This is a genomic window from Streptomyces sp. NBC_00287 (assembly GCF_036173105.1).
Taxonomy (GTDB): domain Bacteria; phylum Actinomycetota; class Actinomycetes; order Streptomycetales; family Streptomycetaceae; genus Streptomyces.
In genome coordinates, this window is record NZ_CP108053.1 from 5,333,373 (window position 1) to 5,352,740 (window position 19,368).

At 70.6% G+C, this 19,368-nt stretch carries 18 protein-coding genes; 13 read left to right on the plus strand and 5 right to left on the minus strand.

Features of this window, described 5'->3' with window-relative positions; translation table 11 throughout:
• Positions 1-50 precede the first annotated feature (50 nt).
• The gene (locus OHT76_RS24305) at positions 51-722 is read left to right on the plus strand and encodes a response regulator transcription factor (protein WP_328872974.1); all 672 of its coding nucleotides are present in this window, start codon (positions 51-53) and stop codon (positions 720-722) included.
• Between the two features lie 10 nt (positions 723-732).
• On the opposite strand, the gene OHT76_RS24310 is transcribed toward OHT76_RS24305, so the two are convergent.
• Positions 733-1,839, minus strand: coding sequence for a DUF5937 family protein (locus OHT76_RS24310; protein ID WP_328872975.1), 1,107 nt, complete (start codon positions 1,837-1,839; stop codon positions 733-735).
• A gap of 157 nt (positions 1,840-1,996) precedes the next feature.
• On the opposite strand from OHT76_RS24310, the gene OHT76_RS24315 reads away from it, so the two are divergent.
• The gene (locus OHT76_RS24315) at positions 1,997-2,200 is read left to right on the plus strand and encodes a hypothetical protein (protein WP_328872976.1); all 204 of its coding nucleotides are present in this window, start codon (positions 1,997-1,999) and stop codon (positions 2,198-2,200) included.
• Here OHT76_RS24315 and OHT76_RS24320 read toward each other — a convergent pair.
• Positions 2,190-3,395 carry a threonine aldolase family protein gene (locus OHT76_RS24320; protein WP_328872977.1) on the minus strand — a complete coding sequence of 402 codons (1,206 nt, stop codon included), beginning with the start codon at positions 3,393-3,395 and terminating at the stop codon, positions 2,190-2,192. The genes OHT76_RS24315 and OHT76_RS24320 overlap by 11 nt on opposite strands.
• 186 nt (positions 3,396-3,581) lie before the next feature.
• Between OHT76_RS24320 and OHT76_RS24325 the strand changes: the two genes are divergently transcribed.
• The 10 genes from OHT76_RS24325 to OHT76_RS24370 all read left to right on the plus strand — a co-directional run bounded on the left by OHT76_RS24325 (position 3,582) and on the right by OHT76_RS24370 (position 11,992).
• Positions 3,582-4,502: a Rossmann-like and DUF2520 domain-containing protein gene (locus OHT76_RS24325; protein WP_328872978.1), complete on the plus strand. Its 921-nt coding sequence runs from the start codon at positions 3,582-3,584 to the stop codon at positions 4,500-4,502.
• Entirely contained in the window at positions 4,499-5,500 is a 1,002-nt protein-coding gene (panC, locus tag OHT76_RS24330; protein WP_328872979.1) for a pantoate--beta-alanine ligase, read from the plus strand. The genes OHT76_RS24325 and panC overlap by 4 nt, the downstream gene beginning before the upstream one ends.
• Complete coding sequence (locus OHT76_RS24335; RefSeq protein WP_328872980.1) at positions 5,497-7,209, plus strand: L-aspartate oxidase; 1,713 nt, start codon at positions 5,497-5,499, stop codon at positions 7,207-7,209. The genes panC and OHT76_RS24335 overlap by 4 nt, the downstream gene beginning before the upstream one ends.
• A 5-nt stretch (positions 7,210-7,214) precedes the next feature.
• Positions 7,215-8,192 carry a carboxylating nicotinate-nucleotide diphosphorylase gene (gene nadC / locus OHT76_RS24340; RefSeq protein ID WP_328872981.1) on the plus strand — a complete coding sequence of 326 codons (978 nt, stop codon included), beginning with the start codon at positions 7,215-7,217 and terminating at the stop codon, positions 8,190-8,192.
• Between the two features lie 16 nt (positions 8,193-8,208).
• Complete coding sequence (locus OHT76_RS24345; RefSeq protein ID WP_328872982.1) at positions 8,209-9,006, plus strand: type III pantothenate kinase; 798 nt, start codon at positions 8,209-8,211, stop codon at positions 9,004-9,006.
• A 359-nt stretch (positions 9,007-9,365) separates the two neighbouring features.
• Positions 9,366-10,025 carry a hypothetical protein gene (locus OHT76_RS24350; RefSeq protein ID WP_328876611.1) on the plus strand — a complete coding sequence of 220 codons (660 nt, stop codon included), beginning with the start codon at positions 9,366-9,368 and terminating at the stop codon, positions 10,023-10,025.
• 108 nt (positions 10,026-10,133) lie between these two features.
• On the plus strand, positions 10,134-10,313 hold the full coding sequence (locus OHT76_RS24355) for a hypothetical protein (protein WP_328872983.1): 180 nt from the start codon (positions 10,134-10,136) through the stop codon (positions 10,311-10,313).
• 141 nt (positions 10,314-10,454) lie between these two features.
• Complete coding sequence (locus tag OHT76_RS24360; protein WP_328872984.1) at positions 10,455-10,859, plus strand: BlaI/MecI/CopY family transcriptional regulator; 405 nt, start codon at positions 10,455-10,457, stop codon at positions 10,857-10,859.
• Between the two features lie 9 nt (positions 10,860-10,868).
• Positions 10,869-11,417 carry an amino-acid N-acetyltransferase gene (locus OHT76_RS24365; protein ID WP_328872985.1) on the plus strand — a complete coding sequence of 183 codons (549 nt, stop codon included), beginning with the start codon at positions 10,869-10,871 and terminating at the stop codon, positions 11,415-11,417.
• A gap of 239 nt (positions 11,418-11,656) precedes the next feature.
• On the plus strand, positions 11,657-11,992 hold the full coding sequence (locus OHT76_RS24370; RefSeq protein WP_235459388.1) for a histone-like nucleoid-structuring protein Lsr2: 336 nt from the start codon (positions 11,657-11,659) through the stop codon (positions 11,990-11,992).
• On the opposite strand, the gene OHT76_RS24375 is transcribed toward OHT76_RS24370, so the two are convergent.
• A complete protein-coding gene (locus tag OHT76_RS24375; RefSeq protein ID WP_328872986.1) occupies positions 11,971-12,567 on the minus strand; it encodes an SCO3374 family protein in 597 nt (198 codons plus the stop codon). The two genes, OHT76_RS24370 and OHT76_RS24375, sit on opposite strands and share 22 nt — an antisense overlap.
• A gap of 432 nt (positions 12,568-12,999) precedes the next feature.
• On the opposite strand from OHT76_RS24375, the gene OHT76_RS24380 reads away from it, so the two are divergent.
• Positions 13,000-15,528 carry an ATP-dependent Clp protease ATP-binding subunit gene (locus OHT76_RS24380; protein ID WP_328872987.1) on the plus strand — a complete coding sequence of 843 codons (2,529 nt, stop codon included), beginning with the start codon at positions 13,000-13,002 and terminating at the stop codon, positions 15,526-15,528.
• Between the two features lie 69 nt (positions 15,529-15,597).
• Here OHT76_RS24380 and OHT76_RS24385 read toward each other — a convergent pair whose 3' ends face one another.
• Together OHT76_RS24385 and OHT76_RS24390 are read right to left on the minus strand one after the other, a co-directional pair.
• A complete protein-coding gene (locus OHT76_RS24385; protein WP_328872988.1) occupies positions 15,598-18,639 on the minus strand; it encodes an NACHT domain-containing protein in 3,042 nt (1,013 codons plus the stop codon).
• Positions 18,640-18,699: 60 nt separating this feature from the next.
• On the minus strand, positions 18,700-19,332 hold the full coding sequence (locus tag OHT76_RS24390) for an HAD family acid phosphatase (RefSeq protein WP_328872989.1): 633 nt from the start codon (positions 19,330-19,332) through the stop codon (positions 18,700-18,702).
• Between the last annotated feature and the right edge of the window lie 36 nt (positions 19,333-19,368).

Below are 19,368 nucleotides of genomic sequence, written 5' to 3' on the forward strand. Positions count from 1 at the left end.
TGCGTTGACACCTGTAACGACCCCGTAGACGGACACGGAAGAGGACCCCGATGACGATCCGCGTAATGCTCGTCGACGACCAGGTGCTGCTGCGCACCGGGTTCCGGATGGTGCTCGCCGCCCAGCCGGACATGGAGGTCGTCGCGGAGGCGGGCGACGGCGTCGAGGCCCTCCAGGTGCTGCGGGAGACCGCCGTCGACGTGGTGCTGATGGACGTCCGTATGCCGAAGCTGGACGGCGTGGAGACCACCCGCCGTATCTGCTCGGACCCGAATCCGCCGAAGGTGCTGATCCTGACCACCTTCGACCTCGACGAGTACGCCTTCTCCGGGCTGAAGGCGGGCGCCTCCGGTTTCATGCTCAAGGACGTGCCGCCCGGCGAGCTGCTCGCCGCCATCCGTGCCGTGCACAGCGGCGACGCGGTGGTGGCCCCCTCGACCACGCGCCGGCTGCTGGACCGCTTCGCGCCGATGCTGCCCAGCACCGGTAAGGAGCCGCAGCACAAGGAGTTGGAGCGGCTCACCGACCGCGAGCGCGAGGTCATGGTGCTGGTCGCCCAGGGGCTGTCCAACGGCGAGATCGCGGCCCGGCTCGTCCTGTCGGAGGCGACCGTCAAGACGCATGTGGGCCGCATCCTGACCAAGCTCGGGCTGCGGGACCGGGTGCAGGTGGTGGTTCTGGCCTACGAGACGGGACTGGTGCGGGCCGGCGGGCAGGGCTGAGCGGAGCCGGTCAGCGCAGCAGCGCCTCCAGGAAGTCGCTGCCCAGCCGGGCCACCGCCGGTACGTCCAGCTGGTGCAGGACGTACCGCCCGCGCCGCCGGGTGGTGATCAGGCCCGCCTTCTTCAGCACGCCCAGGTGCCGGGATATCTCGGGCGCGGTCATGCCGTGGATCCGCACGAGCTCGCTCGTGGTGTACGTGCTGCGGGCGAGATTGCGGCACAGCTGCATGCGCACCGGGTGGGACAACGCGGTCATCCGCAGGGTCAGTTGATCGACCGAGGGCGGCGCGGTGAGCTCGGGGGAGCCGACCGGGTAGTGCAGGACCGGCTGCCAGTCGTGCCGATGCAGCACCATCAGATGCGGCCAGCCCAGGCTCGTCGGCACGAGCAGCAGACTGCGGTCGCGGATGACGGTGTGGCCCTGGCGCAGCTTGTCGATGGTGATCCGGCCGCCGGACTCGTCGAGCGTGACCGCGCGGGACACCGAGGTCAGCGCCTCGGCAAGCCCCTTGTGCCGCAGCAGGTCGGTCTTGTGCCGCGCGTCGGCGGCGAGTTGGTGGCGCAGCCGGTGCCAGACGTCCGCGAAGAACGCCTCCTCGCAGTCCTCCAGGAACTGCCGCAGCCAGGCCCGGATTCGCGGCGGGTCGTCCAGCAGCCGCTTGCTGAAGCGCAGTTGCTGCGGCCCGCGCGCGGCGGCGAGTTCCAGGGCGCGGCTGCGCAGTTCGGCGTCGGCGAGCACGGCGGGGCCCTGGCTGGCGTACGGCAGCGCGCAGGTGAACTCCAGGGCGGCGTCCACGAACTGCTCGTCCGTCAGCTTGTCCAGCAGGTCCAGTTCCTCGGCGAGGGTCGCGCCCGGGAGGGTGGGCCCGCCGGGGATGCCCGCGCACGGCAGGAACAGGTCCGAGAAGGTCGTACGCCACAGGAAGTCGGCCTCGCACATCCGGTCGGCCAGATGCGGGTCGAGCCCCGCGGTCACGGTCGTGACCCAGCCCTGCAGGCCCGGATGGTGGCCCGGCTCGGACAGCGCGTGCAGCGCCATGCCGAGCTCGGCCAGGGGTGAGGGCACGACGGCGACCCTCTCCGGCCGCAGCCCCGCGATGTCGATGCTCACGCTCATGCCCTCATGGTGCACCCCGCCACTGACAACGCCGCCTTGGATTGACGTCCGCCGTCAATCGACGCGACGTCGGCGCGCGACCGGCGCAGGCTGGGAGGACCGGGGCAGCCGCGGAGCCTTCCGGATCCATCACCCCGTCCCGAAGAGGCGAACCGCCATGAGCATCACCCAGCAGTACCTCCTCGACACCTACCGCGCCCAGCAGCACGGCGAGCCCGCCCCGCCCGCGCCCGGCACGCACGACCGGCAGGTCGTACGGGCCTGGCCCGACGACCGCTGCTTCAGGGCCGTTCTCGCCGGGCGCCCGGTCGGAGGCAGGCTGCGCCGGGCCCTTGCCCGACGGCTGCGGCCTAGCCGCTGACCTCTTTGTTCAGCCGGTCGACGAACTCCGCCACCGCCGCGCGTACGTCCTCGGCCGTCCACGTCAGGCCCGCCGCCCGTACGTCGATCTCCGTGACCGCGAGCCCCGGGCCGGGGGCCGCCCAGGGGCGGGCGAACAGCAGGGTCCTGGTCTCCTCGGCGTGCCGGACCGCCGCCTCGGCGACGAGATCGGCGTCGTACGGCAGCCAGAGCTGGAACTCGTTGGTGTGCGGCTCCTCGGGGTGGACGCGGGCCCAGTGCACGCCGGCCGCCGCGAACCCTTCGCGCAGCGCGCCGGCCACCACGCGCGCGTGCCGCACGTAGTCGGGCAGCCGGGGCAGCTCCCGCTCCAGCCCGACGAGTGCCGACAGCGCGGTCGGGAACTGCTGGAAGACGGTGCCGCCGTACCGGTGCCGCCAGGCCTTCAGCTCGTCGACGAGCGTCCTGGGGCCCGCGACCGCGGCGCCGCCGTAGCCGTCGAGGGACTTGTAGAACGAGACGTAGACGCTGTCCGCGAGGTCCGCGATCTCGTCCAGGGGGCGCTCGAAGTGCACTGTGGACTCCCACAGGCGCGCGCCGTCGAAGTGCACCACCGCCTCGCGCTCCCGCGCCACCTCCACGACCTCGGTGAGCTCCTCCCAGGACGGCAGCACGAAACCGGCGTCCCGGAGCGGCAGTTCCAGCATCAGCGCCCCGAAGGGCTCGTCGACGCCGCGCACCTCGTCGGCCGTCGGCAGTCGCGGCTCGCTGGTCACCCGGACCGGGCGCAACCCGCTGACCTGGCTGAACGCGTTCCGTTCGTGCACTTCGGGATGGGCCAGCGCGTGCAGGGCGACGGCCGGGTTCCCGGTCCGGCCCGCCCAGCAGCGCAGGGCCACCTGCTGGGCCATGGTGCCGGTGGGGAAGAACGCGGCGGCCTCCTTGCCGAGCAGCCCGGCGACCTTGTCCTCCAGGGCCTCGACGACGCCGTCGCCGTACATGTCGGCCGCTTCGTCCAGGTCGTACACGTCCGCCGCCTGCTCCAGCAGCGCGAGCCGCTCGCGGAGCGTGCGCTGTCCGCCCGCGCGCCCCAGCGTGCGCTCCGCGCTCTTGGACGCCCTGATGCGCCGCTCTCTGAGGCGCTTGCGCCGTTCGGTGTCCGGGATCCCCTCCGATGGCCGTGCGCCCTGGTCTGTCGTCTGCGCCGCTTCACTCATGCGCGGATGATGTCGCGCCCCGCCTCACGCGGGCACTCGCTTTTCCGTACGCGTTTCTCCGTTCGCCCTTGGCTCACAAAAACCCACAGCCTGTGGACAACCGAACGCCCCTCGAACCGATCGCGTTAACATGACGAGAAATCGTCCGGTACCCGGAGCGGACTGGAACGGGAAGGCCGCCGTCGAGTGAGTACAAGCCAACAGCCAGATCCGAAAGACCGCCCAGCGCGGCTCACCGTCGGCGTCGTCGGCGCCGGCCGTGTGGGCCCCGCGCTCGCCGCGTCCCTCCAACTCGCCGGGCACCGTCCCGTGGCCGTCTCCGGAGTCTCGGACGCCTCCCGGCGCCGCGCCGCGCAACTGCTCCCCGATGTACCCCTCATGACGCCCGCCGACGTCCTGGGGAGCGCGGAACTGGTCCTGCTGACCGTCCCCGACGACACCCTGCCCGACCTCGTCGCCGGACTCGCCGAGACCGGGGCCGTACGGCCGGGCCAGCTGCTGGTGCACACCTCCGGACGCTACGGCGCGAAGGTCCTCGACCCCGCCCTGCGCGCGGGCGCGCTGCCGCTGGCCCTGCACCCGGCGATGACCTTCACCGGCACCCCCGTGGACGTCCAGCGCCTGGCCGGCTGCTCCTTCGGCGTCACCGCCCCCGACGAACTGCGCCTGGCCGCCGAGGCCCTCGTCATCGAGATGGGCGGCGAGCCGGAGTGGATCGCCGAGGACATGCGGCCGCTCTACCACGCGGCCCTGGCGCTCGGCGCCAACCACCTGGTGACGCTGGTCGCGCAGTCCATGGAGCTGCTGCGCGCGGCCGGAGTCGAGGCCCCCGACCGGATGCTCGGCCCGCTGCTCGGCGCCGCCCTCGACAACGCCCTGCGCTCCGGCGACACCGCCCTGACCGGACCCGTCGCGCGCGGGGACGCGGGCACCGTCGCCGCGCACATCAACGAGCTGCGCAAGCACGCCCCGGCGACCGTCGCCGGCTACCTGGCGATGGCCCGCGCGACCGCCGACCGCGCGCTCGCCCACGGGCTGCTCAAGCCGGAACTCGCCGAAGACCTGCTCGGAGTGCTCGCCGACAGCACCAAGGGAGACGCGGGATGACCACCACCCTGCTGCGCACCGCCGCCGAACTGTCCGCACGCGCGCGTACCGGTCACCGAGCCGTCGTCATGACCATGGGCGCCCTGCACGAGGGCCACGCCACCCTGATCCGCTCCGCGCGCGAGATCGCGGGACCGGCCGGCGAGGTCGTGGTGACGGTCTTCGTCAACCCGCTGCAGTTCGGCGCCGGTGAGGACCTCGACCGCTACCCACGCACCCTCGAGGCCGACGTCAAGATCGCCGAAGAGGCCGGTGCGGACGTCGTGTTCGCGCCCTCGGTCGATGAGGTCTACCCGGGCGGCGAACCCCAGGTGCGGATCAGCGCGGGCCCCATGGGGGAGCGCCTGGAGGGCGCCGCGCGCCCCGGACACTTCGACGGCATGCTCACCGTCGTTGCCAAGCTGCTCCACCTGACCCGCCCCGACGTGGCGCTCTACGGCCAGAAGGACGCCCAGCAGCTCGCCCTGATCCGCCGTATGGTCCGCGATCTGAACTTCGGTATCGAGATCGTCGGGGTGCCGACCGTGCGCGAGGACGACGGCCTGGCCCTGTCCAGCCGCAATCGCTTTCTCTCGCCCGCCGACCGGCGCACGGCGCTCGCGCTGTCCCGCGCGCTGTTCGCGGGCCAGGACCGCCACGCGGCCCAGGAGGCACTGCGCGCGCGTGCCCGCGAAGTGCCCGCCACGCACGCGCGTGCCGAAGCGCTGAGCGCCCTCGGGGAGTCCCGCGCCGCGGCCGACGCGCACGCCGTCGCCAAGGCGGCCCCGGGCGGCCCGGCGGCCGTCCGCGCAGCCGCCCGCCTGGTCCTGGACGAGGCCGCCCGCCTCACCCCGCCGCTCGCGCTGGACTACCTCGCCCTCGTCGACCCCTCCGACTTCACCGAGATCGACGACGACTTCACCGGCGAGGCCGTTCTCGCGGTCGCCGCCCGGGTCGGTTCGACCCGGCTGATCGACAACATCCCCCTCACATTCGGAACCCTCGGAGCCGCCTCGTGACCAGCACAGGCATACGACTGCACGCGCCCGCGCCCGGGTGGTCCATCGACGCGGACGTGGTCGTCGTCGGCTCCGGCGTCGCCGGTCTGACCGCGGCCCTGCGCTGCGAGGCCGCAGGGCTGACGACGGTCGTCGTCACCAAGGCCCGCCTCGATGACGGCTCCACCCGCTGGGCGCAGGGCGGCATCGCCGCGGCCCTCGGCGAGGGCGACACCCCCGAGCAGCACCAGGCCGACACCCTGGTCGCGGGCGCCGGGCTGTGCGACGAGGACGCGGTCCGGATCCTCGTCAACGAGGGCCCGGACGCGGTGCGCCGGCTCATCGAGACGGGCGCCCACTTCGACGAGTCGGAGGAGGGCGGCCTGGAACTCACCCGCGAGGGCGGCCACCACCGGCGCCGGATCGCGCATGCGGGCGGGGACGCGACCGGCGCGGAGATCTCGCGTGCGCTGGTCGAGGCGGCTCGCGCGCGGGGCGTACGCACCATCGAGAACGCGCTCGTCCTGGACCTGCTCACGGACGCCGACGGACGTACGGCGGGCGTAACCCTGCATGTGATGGGCGAGGGCCAGCACGACGGCGTGGGCGCCGTGCACGCCCCCGCGGTCGTCCTCGCGACCGGCGGCATGGGCCAGGTCTTCTCCGCGACCACCAACCCGTCGGTGTCCACCGGCGACGGCGTGGCGCTCGCCCTACGCGCGGGCGCGGAGATCTCCGACCTGGAGTTCGTGCAGTTCCACCCCACCGTGCTGTTCCTCGGCGCGGACGCCGAGGGCCAACAGCCGCTCGTCTCCGAGGCCGTGCGCGGCGAGGGCGCCCACCTGGTCGACGCCGGCGGCGTGCGCTTCATGGTCGGCCAGCACGAACTGGCCGAGCTCGCGCCCCGGGACATCGTCGCCAAGGGCATCATGCGCCGGATGCAGGAGCAGGACGCCGAGCACATGTTCCTCGACGCCCGGCACTTCGGCGCCCACATGTGGGAGCACCGCTTCCCGACGATCCTCGCCGCCTGCCGCGCCAACGGCATCGACCCGGTCCACGAGCCCATCCCGATCGCCCCGGCCGCCCACTACGCCTCCGGGGGCGTGCGCACCGACTCCCGCGGCCGTACGACCGTCCCCGGCCTGTACGCCTGCGGGGAGGTCGCGTGCACCGGCGTGCACGGCGCGAACCGGCTCGCGTCCAACTCCCTGCTGGAGGGCCTGGTCTACGCCGAGCGCATCGCCGCCGACATCGCGGCGAGCCACGCGGAGAACGGCCTCCACGCGCGTGTGCCGCATCCGGTGCCGTATCCGGAGGTGCCCGAGCATCCGCTGCTCGCGCCCGAGGACCGTTTCGCCATCCAGCGGACCATGACGGAGGGCGCGGGCGTGCTGCGCTCCGCCGACTCCCTCGCGCGAGCGGCCGAGCAGCTCCAGAAACTGCATGCCGACGCGCGCGAGGCCCTCGTCGAGAACGGCAAGACCGCCGAGCCCGGCGTCGACACCTGGGAGGCCACCAACCTCCTGTGCGTGGCCCGCGTCCTGGTCGCCGCCGCCCGGCTGCGCGAGGAGACGCGCGGCTGCCACTGGCGCGAGGACCGGCCCGAGCGCGACGACACCGGATGGCGCCGCCACATCGTCGTACGGCTGAATCCGGACCGCACACTCGCCGTGGACCCCACCGATACCGCAGACTTCCCCCCGACCCGGCAGCCCCAGGAGCAGTGACAGACGTGAGCACCCCCGACCTCCCCCTCGCCCAGGACGACGGCTGCGGCGACGGCTGCGCCTGCGGGGCGGACACCGACGAGACGTATCTGGAGTGCGGGCTCGACCCCGCGCTCGCGCAGCTTCTGACCGACGCGGGCCTCGATCCGCTGGAGGTCGAGGACATCGCGAACGTCGCCATCCAGGAGGACCTCGACAACGGCGTGGACGTGACGACGGTCGCGACCATCCCCGAGGACGCGGTCGCCACCGCCGACTTCACCGCGCGTGAGGCGGGCGTCGTGGCCGGTCTGCGGGTCGCCGAAGCGGTGATCTCCGTGGTCTGCACCGACGAGTTCGAGGTCGAGCGGCATGTCGAGGACGGCGACCGGGTGGCGGCCGGGCAGAAGCTGCTGTCGGTCACCACGCGCACGCGTGACCTGCTGACCGCCGAGCGCAGCGCGCTGAACCTGCTGTGCCGGCTGTCGGGCATCGCGACCGCCACGCGCGCGTGGGCGGACGTGCTGGAGGGCACCAAGGCACGCGTGCGTGACACCCGCAAGACGACGCCCGGGCTGCGGGCGATGGAGAAGTTCGCGGTCCGCTGCGGCGGGGGTGTGAACCACCGGATGTCGCTCTCGGACGCGGCCCTGGTCAAGGACAACCACGTCGTCGCCGCCGGTGGTGTGGCGCAGGCCTTCAAGGCCGTACGGGAGACCTTCCCCGAGGTGCCGATCGAGGTCGAGGTGGACACCCTGCACCAGCTGCGCGACGCGGTGGACGCGGGTGCCGATCTCATCCTGCTGGACAACTTCACGCCGGTGGAGTGCGAGGAGGCGGTGGCGCTGGTGCGCGGCCGTGCGGCGCTGGAGGCGTCCGGGCGACTGACCCTGGACAACGCCAAGGCGTACGCGGACACGGGCGTCGACTACCTGGCCGTAGGGGCGCTGACGCACTCCTCGCCGATCCTGGACATCGGGCTGGACCTGCGAGCGGCGGAGTAGGGAGCGGGAACCGGCCATGCTGCTGACGATCGACGTAGGAAACACCCACACCGTCCTGGGCCTGTTCGACGGCGAGGACATCGTCGAGCACTGGCGCATCTCCACGGACGCGCGCCGTACGGCGGATGAGCTGGCGGTGCTGTTGCAGGGGCTGATGGGGATGCATCCGCTCCTCGGGGAGGAACTCGGCGACGGGATCGACGGGATCGCGATCTGCGCGACCGTGCCCTCCGTGCTGCATGAGCTGCGGGAGGTGACGCGGCGGTACTACGGCGATGTGCCGGCGGTGCTGGTGGAGCCCGGGGTGAAGACCGGGGTGCCGATCCTCACGGACAACCCCAAGGAGGTCGGCGCGGACCGGATCATCAACGCGGTCGCGGCGGTCGAGCTGTACGGCGGTCCGGCGATCGTCGTGGACTTCGGTACGGCGACGACGTTCGACGCGGTCAGCGCGCGCGGGGAGTACGTCGGTGGGGTCATCGCGCCGGGTATCGAGATCTCGGTCGAGGCGCTCGGGGTGAAGGGCGCGCAGCTTCGGAAGATCGAGGTGGCTCGGCCGCGGAGTGTGATCGGCAAGAACACGGTCGAGGCGATGCAGGCCGGGATCGTGTACGGGTTCGCCGGGCAGGTGGACGGTGTGGTGAGCCGGATGGTGCGGGAGCTGGCGGATGATCCGGATGATGTGACGGTGATCGCGACGGGTGGGTTGGCGCCGATGGTGCTGGGCGAGTCGTCGGTGATCGATGAGCATGAGCCGTGGTTGACGCTGATCGGGTTGCGGTTGGTGTACGAGCGGAACGTGTCGCGGATGTGACGGTCCGCGGGGGCGGGCCTTGCGGTTTCTCGCCCCCGCCGCCCCTACCCGTCCCTCCCCCAGAGGGGGGACCCCCACTGGGGGCTGCGCCCCCAGACCCCCGCTTCGGCCTGAACGGCCTCGTCCTCGAACGCCGGACGGGCTGGAGGGGGTGGCTGGGCTGTCTCGCCTCCAGCGGGACGGATATCTGCTCGTCCTCGAATGCTGAAAGGCGCGGCCCCCGGGCCTCGGCCCGCCCTCCCGTTTCGGGTCGGACCAACCGGGTGGCTCCTCCGCGCCACGCCCTATCCCTATGTCGAGTTTGTCTGATTAGCGCGTATCGTCGGCGCATGCCCACGCCATACGGATCCCGCGGCGGCATGGCGTTCGGCGTGGAGGAGCTGCGTGTGCTCCGACGCGCGCTCGCTCTCGCCCTGAACCCCGCCCCCGCCCCGGCCGAGGATGTCCAGGAGTGTCTCCGTCTCGCCGAGTCGCTGGACGAAGCGATGCGCGAGGGTGCACGGCTGCGTGCCTTCCTGGTGGCCGACCTCGCCCGGTACCGCGCCGCCCTGCCCGGCACCGCCGCCGGCTATCTCGCCCTCCTGGAGGAAGCCCTGGGCGCCGGATACCGGCCGGAGCCGGACGATCTCGCAGCTCTGCGCGCCCTGCGCGGCAACCCCGTCGCCGCCGCCCTGCTGAGCCGTTGCCAGGTGCTCGCCGAACAGGACGTACGGGCCCGTCTCGCGCGCGGTACGGGTCGGCGGGCTGTCACGGTCACCCCGAGCGTCCCCGCCTCTCGTACGCGCCTTCTGGCCCTTCCTGGGGGTCTCGTGGACGCACCCGTCGCACACGCGGAGCAGGATCCCGCCCAGAAGCCCGCGAAGAAGCCCTCGACCAGGCCCGCCGAGAAGCCGGCCACCCCCGAGCCCACCGCTCCGGAGCCACCCCGCCGCCCCGTCCCGACTCCCGGCGAGGTCTTCCCCCGCCGCAAACCGACCCCACCCCCCGCCCAACCACCCCAGCAATTGGCCGCGGGCTGAGCCACGCCCCCACCAGAAAGGCCAATCCAAAAGCCGGCGTCCGCTCAAGTCGGAATCCCTCGGCCACCCCGACCCCCGCCCGTCCACCCCCCTCGCTACCCTGAACCCATGGACTACGTCTCCGCGCTTCTGCCCCCCGTCGTCATGGCCGTGTTCTTCGTCGGGGTGATTCGGGTGATCGTGAAGACTCAGGGCGGGGCCAACAAGGCCAAGGAGGATGCTGTCGTGGATGCGGCGCTTGCGCGGGTCGAGGGGGCCCGGCAGGCCTCCGCGCGGGGCGACGGCTGACCCTCACGGGCAGTGCTCGGCGTACGACTCGCTTGATTTTCGAGTCGTACGCCCTTTTTGTGCCCCTTTGCACTTGAAAGCGCACGTCTGGCAGGCCAATCCCGGCATCTCCCACTATTGTGCTGAGCTGTGCCTCGCCCATTGGGAGAACTCGAAGACGCGGTCATGACGCGGGTGTGGAAGTGGAACCGCCCGGTGACCGTTCGAGAAGTCCTCGAAGATCTTCAGCAGGAACGGTCCATCGCCTACACCACGGTGATGACCGTTTTGGACAATCTCCATCAGAAGGGCTGGGTGCGCCGTGAGGCGGAAGGCCGGGCCTATCGATATGAGGCGGTCTCCACACGTGCCGCCTACGCCGCCGCCCTCATGAACGACGCATGGTCGCAGAGTGACAACCCCGCCGCCGCCCTCGTCGCCTTCTTCGGGATGATGAGCGACGAACAGCGACAAGCCCTCAGCGACGCGGTACGCATGGTCCAAGGGCCGGAACAAACGGAGCCCGGGGATAACCCCGGCTCGGCGTCGGAGGCAGGCGAGCGATAGCGTCCGCTCATGTCCGCACAGAGCTCACCGGCAGAGAGCCCCGAAGTCACCGCAAAAGCCCTCACCGTCCGACGGGCCCGCACCAGCGATGTCCCGGCGGTGCGTCGCCTCCTTGACGCCTACGTCCGCGGTGGCATCCTGCTCGACAAAGCCACGGTGACGCTTTACGAGGACATCCAGGAGTTCTGGGTCGCGGAACGTGACGACAACGCGGAGGTCGTCGGCTGCGGCGCCCTGCACGTGATGTGGGAAGACCTCGCGGAAGTCCGCACTCTCGCCGTGAAGCCGGGACTCAAGGGCGCCGGCGTCGGTCATCAGTTGCTGGAGAAGTTGCTGCAGACCGCGCGTTGGCTGGGTGTTCGCCGGGTATTCTGCCTGACCTTCGAAGTGGACTTCTTCGGCAAGCACGGCTTCGTCGAGATCGGTGAGACACCCGTCGACACCGATGTCTACGCCGAGCTGATGCGTTCCTATGACGAGGGCGTCGCGGAGTTCCTCGGTCTCGAACGAGTGAAACCGAACACCTTGGGCAACAGCCGGATGCTTCTGCATCTGTGATCGCCGGGTAAGCCGAAGCAGAGGCCGAACCAGAGACCGAACCAGAGCCAGTGCCCTATGTCCGAAACGCGCATGTTTCCGGGCGGGGGCCGGGCTGTGGGTCTCTCCCAGGGGTTTGTGTTTTCCCAGCAAAAGCGGTTTGCTTTCCGACGTACTGCAGTACTGCATATAACAAGGGGACGGCGAAACGGCGGACGCCGCAGGCCCCAGCCCTCAAGTTATCGATGAAAGGAAATCCGGTGGCACAGAAGGTTCAGGTCCTTCTTGTCGACGACCTCGACGGCGGCGAGGCGGACGAGACCGTGACGTTCGCGCTGGACGGCAAGACGTACGAGATCGATCTCACGACCTCCAATGCGGACAAGCTCCGTGGCCTTCTCGATCCTTACGTGAAGGGTGGTCGTCGTACCGGAGGCCGTGCTTCGGGTGGGCGTGGAAAGGCGCGTGCCGCTTCCGGCGGCAGCCAGGACACCGCCCAGATCCGTGCGTGGGCGAAGGAGAACGGTTACGAGGTCAACGACCGCGGCCGTGTTCCCGCGTCCATTCGCGAGGCTTACGAGAAGGCCAACGGCTGAACGGACAGGCGGCGCAGCCGCAGCCGGTGGCAGTGGGTTGCCACCGTGTCCACGAGTCGTACGAGATCGGGGGCGCCCCCACCGCCCCCCAAGGCCGACAGCGTCGGCAGCGAGGCCTCGACCTCGCACCCCGGCTCGGGGGGCCGCAGCCAGACGGCGGCCCCCTGCGGCGCGCCCGGAAGGCCCGGGGGGAGCCGTCGCGCGCCGGGAGGTTCGGGCGCGTCCATGAGACCGCCCTCGCCGGTCGCCGTGAGATCGAGGGCCAATGCGCCCCACTCCAGCCAGGCCAGCACCCCGGGCAGTTCCTCCGCGCTGCCCGCGGCCACCAGCAGCCGCATCCGGTCGCCCTGCAACGCCACCGGAGAGCCCGGCGCCAGGTGGCGCAGCGCCGCCCGGCCCGCCTCGGCCGGCATGTCCAGGACGTCGAAGTGCACGCCCAGCCGCAATCCCGGCGGGCTTCCGGGCACCGTCGGCCACCCCAGTTCGTTCTCGTACCAATGGCGGGCGTGATCACTCGGATCGCGCGGCCGGCGGGGGAGCGGGACCGTAGTAACCGGGGGGAGGGTGCCAACCATGACAAGTGCAACCGTCAGAAGAGCGTGCGAGTTACGCTGGGTGTTCTTGCGAATGCGCAGAGTGGTGATCGAGGGGGCGCACGGGGGTGCGGGGAGGTTCGAGGTTGTTCGCCCGTAGCGGAGGGAACCGGTGTGCGCGGCATGGACTGTCAGTGTCGGCGGGTAAGACATCCCTAGTGGGAGGGGGCGACACGCAGGACAGGCCGTCTCACGTTCGCCATCGGCGTACTGGTGAAGCGGATAACTGCCTGGCCTGCGGGAACATCGTCTCGCACCATCAGGTTGGAGCAGATGTCGGCGTTAGCGGGGTCAGGAGGCCATCGACGGTGTCGGCAGTTGGAATGAGCGGTCCCCGCTTGCGGGACTAAGCTGCGGAAGGACAGGGAGGGGAAGTTCCCCCCACTGCCTGACCGCTCTGAGGAGCGATTAACGATGTTCGAGAGGTTCACCGACCGCGCGCGGCGGGTTGTCGTCCTGGCTCAGGAAGAAGCCCGGATGCTCAACCACAACTACATCGGCACCGAGCACATCCTCCTGGGCCTGATCCACGAGGGTGAAGGTGTCGCCGCCAAGGCCCTTGAGAGCCTCGGGATTTCGCTCGAGGCGGTCCGCCAGCAGGTGGAGGAGATCATCGGCCAGGGCCAGCAGGCCCCGTCCGGGCACATCCCCTTCACCCCCCGTGCCAAGAAGGTCCTGGAGCTGTCGCTCCGCGAGGCCCTTCAGCTGGGCCACAACTACATCGGCACGGAGCACATCCTGCTCGGCCTGATCCGCGAGGGCGAGGGCGTCGCCGCCCAGGTCCTCGTCAAGCTGGGCGCAGATCTCAACCGGGTGCGGCAGCAGGTCATCCAGCTGCTCTCCGGTTACTCCGGGGGCAAGGAGGCCGCCACGGCGGGCGGCCCGGCCGAGGGCACGCCCTCGACCTCCCTCGTCCTCGACCAGTTCGGCCGGAACCTCACCCAGGCCGCTCGTGAGTCCAAGCTCGACCCGGTCATCGGGCGCGAGAAGGAGATCGAGCGGGTCATGCAGGTGCTGTCCCGCCGTACCAAGAACAACCCGGTCCTGATCGGTGAGCCCGGCGTCGGCAAGACCGCCGTCGTGGAGGGTCTCGCCCAGGCCATCGTCAAGGGCGAGGTGCCCGAGACCCTCAAGGACAAGCACCTCTACACCCTGGACCTCGGCGCCCTGGTCGCCGGCTCCCGCTACCGCGGTGACTTCGAGGAGCGCCTGAAGAAGGTCCTCAAGGAGATCCGCACCCGCGGCGACATCATCCTGTTCATCGACGAGCTCCACACCCTGGTGGGTGCGGGTGCCGCCGAGGGCGCCATCGACGCGGCTTCCATCCTGAAGCCGATGCTGGCCCGCGGTGAGCTGCAGACCATCGGTGCCACCACGCTGGACGAGTACCGCAAGCACCTGGAGAAGGACGCGGCCCTGGAGCGCCGTTTCCAGCCCATCCAGGTCGCCGAGCCCTCGCTCCCGCACACGATCGAGATCCTCAAGGGTCTGCGTGACCGGTACGAGGCGCACCACCGCGTCTCCATCACCGACGAGGCGCTGGTCCAGGCCGCCACTCTGGCCGACCGGTACATCTCGGACCGCTTCCTCCCCGACAAGGCGATCGACCTGATCGACGAGGCGGGCTCCCGGATGCGTATCCGCCGGATGACCGCGCCGCCGGACCTGCGCGAGTTCGACGAGAAGATCGCCGGTGTCCGCCGGGACAAGGAGTCCGCGATCGACTCGCAGGACTTCGAGAAGGCCGCCTCCCTGCGCGACAAGGAGAAGCAGCTTCTCGCCGCGAAGGCCAAGCGGGAGAAGGAGTGGAAGGCCGGCGACATGGACGTCGTCGCCGAGGTCGACGGCGAGCTGATCGCCGAGGTCCTCGCGACCGCCACCGGCATCCCGGTCTTCAAGCTGACCGAGGAGGAGTCGAGCCGCCTGCTCCGCATGGAGGACGAGCTCCACAAGCGGGTCATCGGCCAGGTCGACGCCGTCAAGGCGCTGTCGAAGGCGATCCGTCGTACGCGTGCCGGTCTGAAGGACCCCAAGCGTCCCGGTGGTTCGTTCATCTTCGCCGGCCCCTCCGGTGTCGGTAAGACCGAGCTGTCCAAGGCGCTCGCCGAGTTCCTCTTCGGTGACGAGGACGCGCTGATCTCCCTCGACATGTCGGAGTTCAGCGAGAAGCACACGGTCTCCCGGCTCTTCGGTTCGCCCCCCGGCTACGTGGGCTACGAAGAGGGCGGCCAGCTGACCGAGAAGGTCCGCCGCAAGCCGTTCTCCGTGGTCCTCTTCGACGAGGTCGAGAAGGCGCACCCGGACATCTTCAACTCGCTGCTGCAGATCCTGGAGGACGGTCGACTGACCGACTCCCAGGGCCGGGTCGTGGACTTCAAGAACACGGTCATCATCATGACGACCAACCTCGGCACCCGGGACATCTCCAAGGGCTTCAACCTGGGCTTCGCCGCCTCGGGCGACAAGAAGACCAACTACGAGCGCATGAAGAACAAGGTCTCGGACGAGCTCAAGCAGCACTTCCGGCCCGAGTTCCTCAACCGCGTCGACGACGTGGTCGTCTTCCCGCAGCTGACCCAGGACGACATCCTCGCGATCGTCGACCTGATGATCGGCAAGGTGGACGAGCGCCTGAAGGACCGGGACATGGGCATCGAGCTCTCCCAGTCCGCCAAGGAGCTGCTGTCCACCAAGGGTTACGACCCAGTGCTGGGTGCGCGTCCGCTGCGTCGCACCATCCAGCGCGAGATCGAGGACTCCCTCTCCGAGAAGATCCTCTTCGGCGAGCTGCGCCCCGGTCACATCGTGGTCGTGGACACCGAGGGCGAGGGCGAGGCCAAGACCTTCACCTTCCGTGGTGAGGAGAAGGCGGCGCTCCCCGACGTCCCGCCGATCGAGCAGGCGGCCGGCGGTGCCGGTCCGAACCTGAGCAAGGAGGCGTAAGCCTCACGGCGACGCCGTAAAAGGGCCGGTGCCTTCGGGTACCGGCCCTTTCCATGTTCAGAAGTGGGTTCAGAAGAAATAGGGCCGGGCGCTCGGAGCGGTGACCTCGGCGTCCGGGAAGACCGCCGCCCAGGGGGCCGCGTTCAAGGCTGCGGACAGTTGCTCCGGGTACAGCCGGACGGTGCGGACCTGCGGGCACACGTGGGCCAGCGCGGTGAGGTCCGAGCCCTCCCGGACGTCCGTCACGGTCAATTCCTCGATGGTGGACAGCCGGGGGGCTCCTGCGAGGCCGGGGACCAGGCTTGCGGACATTCTCAGGCGGGTGAGGCGAGGGAGCAGGGAGACCTCGGCCCAGTCCTGGGAGCCGAGGACGCCGAGTCCGTCCCTGAGGTCGAGGAAGTCCAGCCCCTGCCAATGGCTCAGGCCACGCAGGCCCGTCTCCGCGACGGCGCCCGAGCCCAGGCTGATCCACGTCAGCGGCGCGTCCTGTGGCAGGGCGGCCAGTCCGCCGCCCGGCAGGCGCGTGATGAGGGTGACGTTCTCAAGTGTGGTCAGGCGGGCCAGCCCGTTCAGCTCGTGGAGCTCGTGCAGATAGAGAGAGCGCAGACGCAGATCGGCCAGGGGCGAGAGGTCGCCCACCCCGGGGCACCGCACCAGGGTCAAGTGACGGAGCGAACGCAGAGGCAGCGAGCCCAGCGACCTCAGATCGCTCAGCACGGGGTTCTCGTAGAAGCCGAGATACTCCACCCCGTCAGGCAGTACCTCCAGTACGTCCGCGGGGGCGTAGTTGCCCGTCAATCCCAGTCGAGCCCGATGACCGAGCAGCGGCAGGGCCGCCATCTGCTCGGGCGAGTCGGCGAAGATGTACAGGTCATCGGTGTCGACGTGGGCCAGCACCTCGGTGGCGTACATCTCCGTGTCGAACCGCCCCCAGGCGCGGGTGAGATTGACCCGTACCCGGTCCGACCGGCACCCCTGGAACCGCGCCAGTACGCTCACCGCGGCATCCGTCCCGACCAGCGCCGCCGTCGCCGTGACCGCCTCGGCCTCGTCGTCGGTCAGTCCCTCCGGTCCTGGCAGCAGCTCCAGCACGAGAGGGCCCGCCTCCGCCAGGGTCCTGGCCTCCTGCGGCGTCCGCGGCGGGATCAGCGCGGCCGCCCGTGCCTCGACCATTGCCCGCACCCCCGGGTCCAGGGCCGGGGCGTGTTCCAGGCAGGCCAGCGCCAGCAGGCTCAGCCGGGGAGTGTTCCGGGACAGCAACTGCTCCAGGAGGTAGGCCCGTTCCCGTGGCCGGGCGTGTGCCACCGCCAGCCGGATCACGTCCTCCCACTGCGTGTTGTCCGCATGGCTGACCAGGACGTCGAGGTGCCCCTCCTCCACCGCGTACCGCGCCCCCAGATAGTCCTGGAACGTGCGGTGGACGAAGTCGACGACCCCCTCCGCGGGTTGGCGGAGCAGACCGCTGCGCAGCAGCAGCGCCCGCAGCACCGTCGCGGCGGCCCCCTGTACCGCGATCGACGGCAGGCATCGCTCGACTATCCCCTCGGCCGTCTCGACGTCCATCTCCGTACGGCCGCTCAGCACCAGCGCGTACGCCAACCGCTGGACCACCTCCAGCTGGGCCTCCTCGCTCAGGTCCACGCCGTCCACCGCGCCCATGCCCCGCTCCCGGTCCCGGCGCGTGAGCAGCATCGTGAGGGCGGCGTCGTACAACTCCTTGCGGCCCGTGGGCAGATAGCCGCGCCGTTCCCGGTGCAGGGCGCAGATCAGGCCGCACATCAGGGGGTTGGTGGCGAGCCGGGCCAGGTCGCGTTTGGTGCGTAGGGCGTCCAGCAGGGGAGGCAGGTACTCAGGGGCCTGCGCCGCTTCGTGCCAGCGGCGGACGAAGGTCGTCACCTCGGGGCGGCGCATCGGGGCGAGGAGCAGTTCGCGGAAGCCCTCCGCGGTGAGCCAGTCGGGGCGTACGGCGGTGGGACGTGAGGTCAGCAGCCACTGATTGCCGGGGAAGGCGTGGATCAGGCCGAGGAGCCATGCGCGGGTGTGGTGCCGGTCAGCGGCGGGGATCTCGTCCAGGCCGTCGACGAGGATGAGTGCGCGCTTGGCGGTCAGTACCCGCTCCGTCCAGGCCTCCGGCGGGGACAGCGGACAGCTCACCGCCGTCAGGAAGCCAGCGGGCGGCGGGAGGGCGCCCGCGCGGATCAAGGTGCGCAGAGGGAGGACGAACGGGACGCGATCGCCGGTGCGGGCGGCTGTCACAGCGAGCCACTGCACCAGGGTCGTCTTGCCTGAGCCCGCGTCCCCGCGCAGCAGCACGCAGTCGTGGGCCAAGAGGGCTTCCTCGGCGGGCAGATGAACGCTGAAGGTGCCCTCGGAGCCGATGCCCGGGCCGCCCGTGCGCTCCTCGTCTCCCGTCGCCTCCAGGCTCAGGTAGGCGACTTCGAGGGGCCAGCGGTCGGGGGAGTCCCGTAGGTCGATGCCGTAGATGGTGATGTGGTTGTGCTGCTGTGCGACGTACGACAGATAGCGGTGTTCGAAGGCGGTGTCCCGGGCGTCGGGTCGGGGCGTGCGGGCGATCAACTCATTGACCAGGGCGATGAGTTCGGACTGCGTGCGGCTCTGCTCGACCAGGGTGCGGGCGACGAAGGTGGACCGGCGGGTGAAGAACTCCAGGATGTGCAGGCAGGCCCACTGTGTCGTGGAGTCGAGGAAGACGCAGGCGTCCCCGGACAGGCCGTCGGGGGGTGCGGCCCTGCGGTGCAGCTTCTGGGCGAGTTCGTGGCTGCCCATCCGTACGGCCTGGACGTCGTCCATGTCCAGGTCGCCCAGGGCGAGCAGCCGGCGGGCCAGCGTGTCGGTGACGGCCTCTTCCTCGTCGGGCGGGAACGGCCGCTCGCCGGGTGAGGCCACCGCCTCCGACACCAGCCTGCCGGCGAGCTTGCGGACCTCCGCCTCCCCGATCGTGCGCTTCTCGCCCCGGAACGACACCAGGTCGCAGAGGCGTACGGGCTTGTCGACCAGCCCGGCGCCGGGGGTGCCCTGCACGAACAGCTTGCGCACCAGCGGGCCGACCAGGCTCGACACCAGTCGGCCACCCAGTACCGCGGGCTCCATCCGACTCACCCCCGTGATCGCGCGAACGGGGGTGAGACTACCGGGAGTTGGAGGATGAGGTCAGGAGAGCTGGCCGTCGTAGTCCGGCAGCTTGTACGTCTTCTCGGCGTGGCCGCCCGACAGGTCGGTGGCGCTGTTGCCGATGTTCGCGATGATCGTGTAGCCCTTGTTCTCGATGTCGACGCGCTGGGCCGTCTTGTAGTCGCCGACGTTCTTGAACAGGTCGAGGAAGCCGCGGACGTAGAGCCCGGCGACCTTGTAGCCGCGGTACTTGAGGTTGTAGTCGGTGACCGAGTAGATGATGCCCGGGCGGGCGGTCACGAAGAACAGGGCGACGCCGTGCTCCTGGGCGTACTTGGCGACCTCCAGGACCGGCTTGTTGGCCGGCTGGGGGTAGCTGAAGCCGAAGTCGGTCTCCAGGGTGGTGTTGTCGATGTCGAACACGATCGCCTGCTTCTCGCCCGGCTCGGTGTTCGCGATGCGCTGCTTGATCTGGGGCAGCGCCTGGTTCATCACCAGTTGGCAGTCCTTCTGCCAGGTGTCGTAGTCGACGTCCGCGGTGGCGGCGGCGGTCGCGACGGTCGTCGTGCCGGTGCTCGGAGCGGCCTGAGCGGGTCCGGCGAAAGCCACGAGGGCGGCGGCGGTGGCGGCGGTTGCACCTATGCGGAGCGCCCAGGGGCGTCGGGTGGTCATGTGCGTGGGGGTCCCTTCGCGAACGGCCAGCGTGTC

Excerpts from the sequence above, each read along its gene's own strand:
- OHT76_RS24305 (WP_328872974.1), top strand. The coding sequence starts at position 51 with ATGACGATCCGCGTAATGCTCGTCGACGACCAGGTGCTGCTGCGCACC.
- OHT76_RS24310 (WP_328872975.1), bottom strand. The coding sequence starts at position 1,839 with ATGAGCGTGAGCATCGACATCGCGGGGCTGCGGCCGGAGAGGGTCGCC.
- OHT76_RS24315 (WP_328872976.1), top strand. The coding sequence starts at position 1,997 with ATGAGCATCACCCAGCAGTACCTCCTCGACACCTACCGCGCCCAGCAG.
- OHT76_RS24320 (WP_328872977.1), bottom strand. The coding sequence starts at position 3,395 with ATGAGTGAAGCGGCGCAGACGACAGACCAGGGCGCACGGCCATCGGAG.
- panC (WP_328872979.1), top strand. The coding sequence starts at position 4,499 with ATGACCACCACCCTGCTGCGCACCGCCGCCGAACTGTCCGCACGCGCG.
- OHT76_RS24345 (WP_328872982.1), top strand. The coding sequence starts at position 8,209 with ATGCTGCTGACGATCGACGTAGGAAACACCCACACCGTCCTGGGCCTG.
- OHT76_RS24350 (WP_328876611.1), top strand. The coding sequence starts at position 9,366 with ATGGCGTTCGGCGTGGAGGAGCTGCGTGTGCTCCGACGCGCGCTCGCT.
- OHT76_RS24355 (WP_328872983.1), top strand. The coding sequence starts at position 10,134 with ATGGACTACGTCTCCGCGCTTCTGCCCCCCGTCGTCATGGCCGTGTTC.
- OHT76_RS24365 (WP_328872985.1), top strand. The coding sequence starts at position 10,869 with ATGTCCGCACAGAGCTCACCGGCAGAGAGCCCCGAAGTCACCGCAAAA.
- OHT76_RS24375 (WP_328872986.1), bottom strand. The coding sequence starts at position 12,567 with ATGGTTGGCACCCTCCCCCCGGTTACTACGGTCCCGCTCCCCCGCCGG.
- OHT76_RS24380 (WP_328872987.1), top strand. The coding sequence starts at position 13,000 with ATGTTCGAGAGGTTCACCGACCGCGCGCGGCGGGTTGTCGTCCTGGCT.
- OHT76_RS24385 (WP_328872988.1), bottom strand. The coding sequence starts at position 18,639 with ATGGAGCCCGCGGTACTGGGTGGCCGACTGGTGTCGAGCCTGGTCGGC.
- OHT76_RS24390 (WP_328872989.1), bottom strand. The coding sequence starts at position 19,332 with ATGACCACCCGACGCCCCTGGGCGCTCCGCATAGGTGCAACCGCCGCC.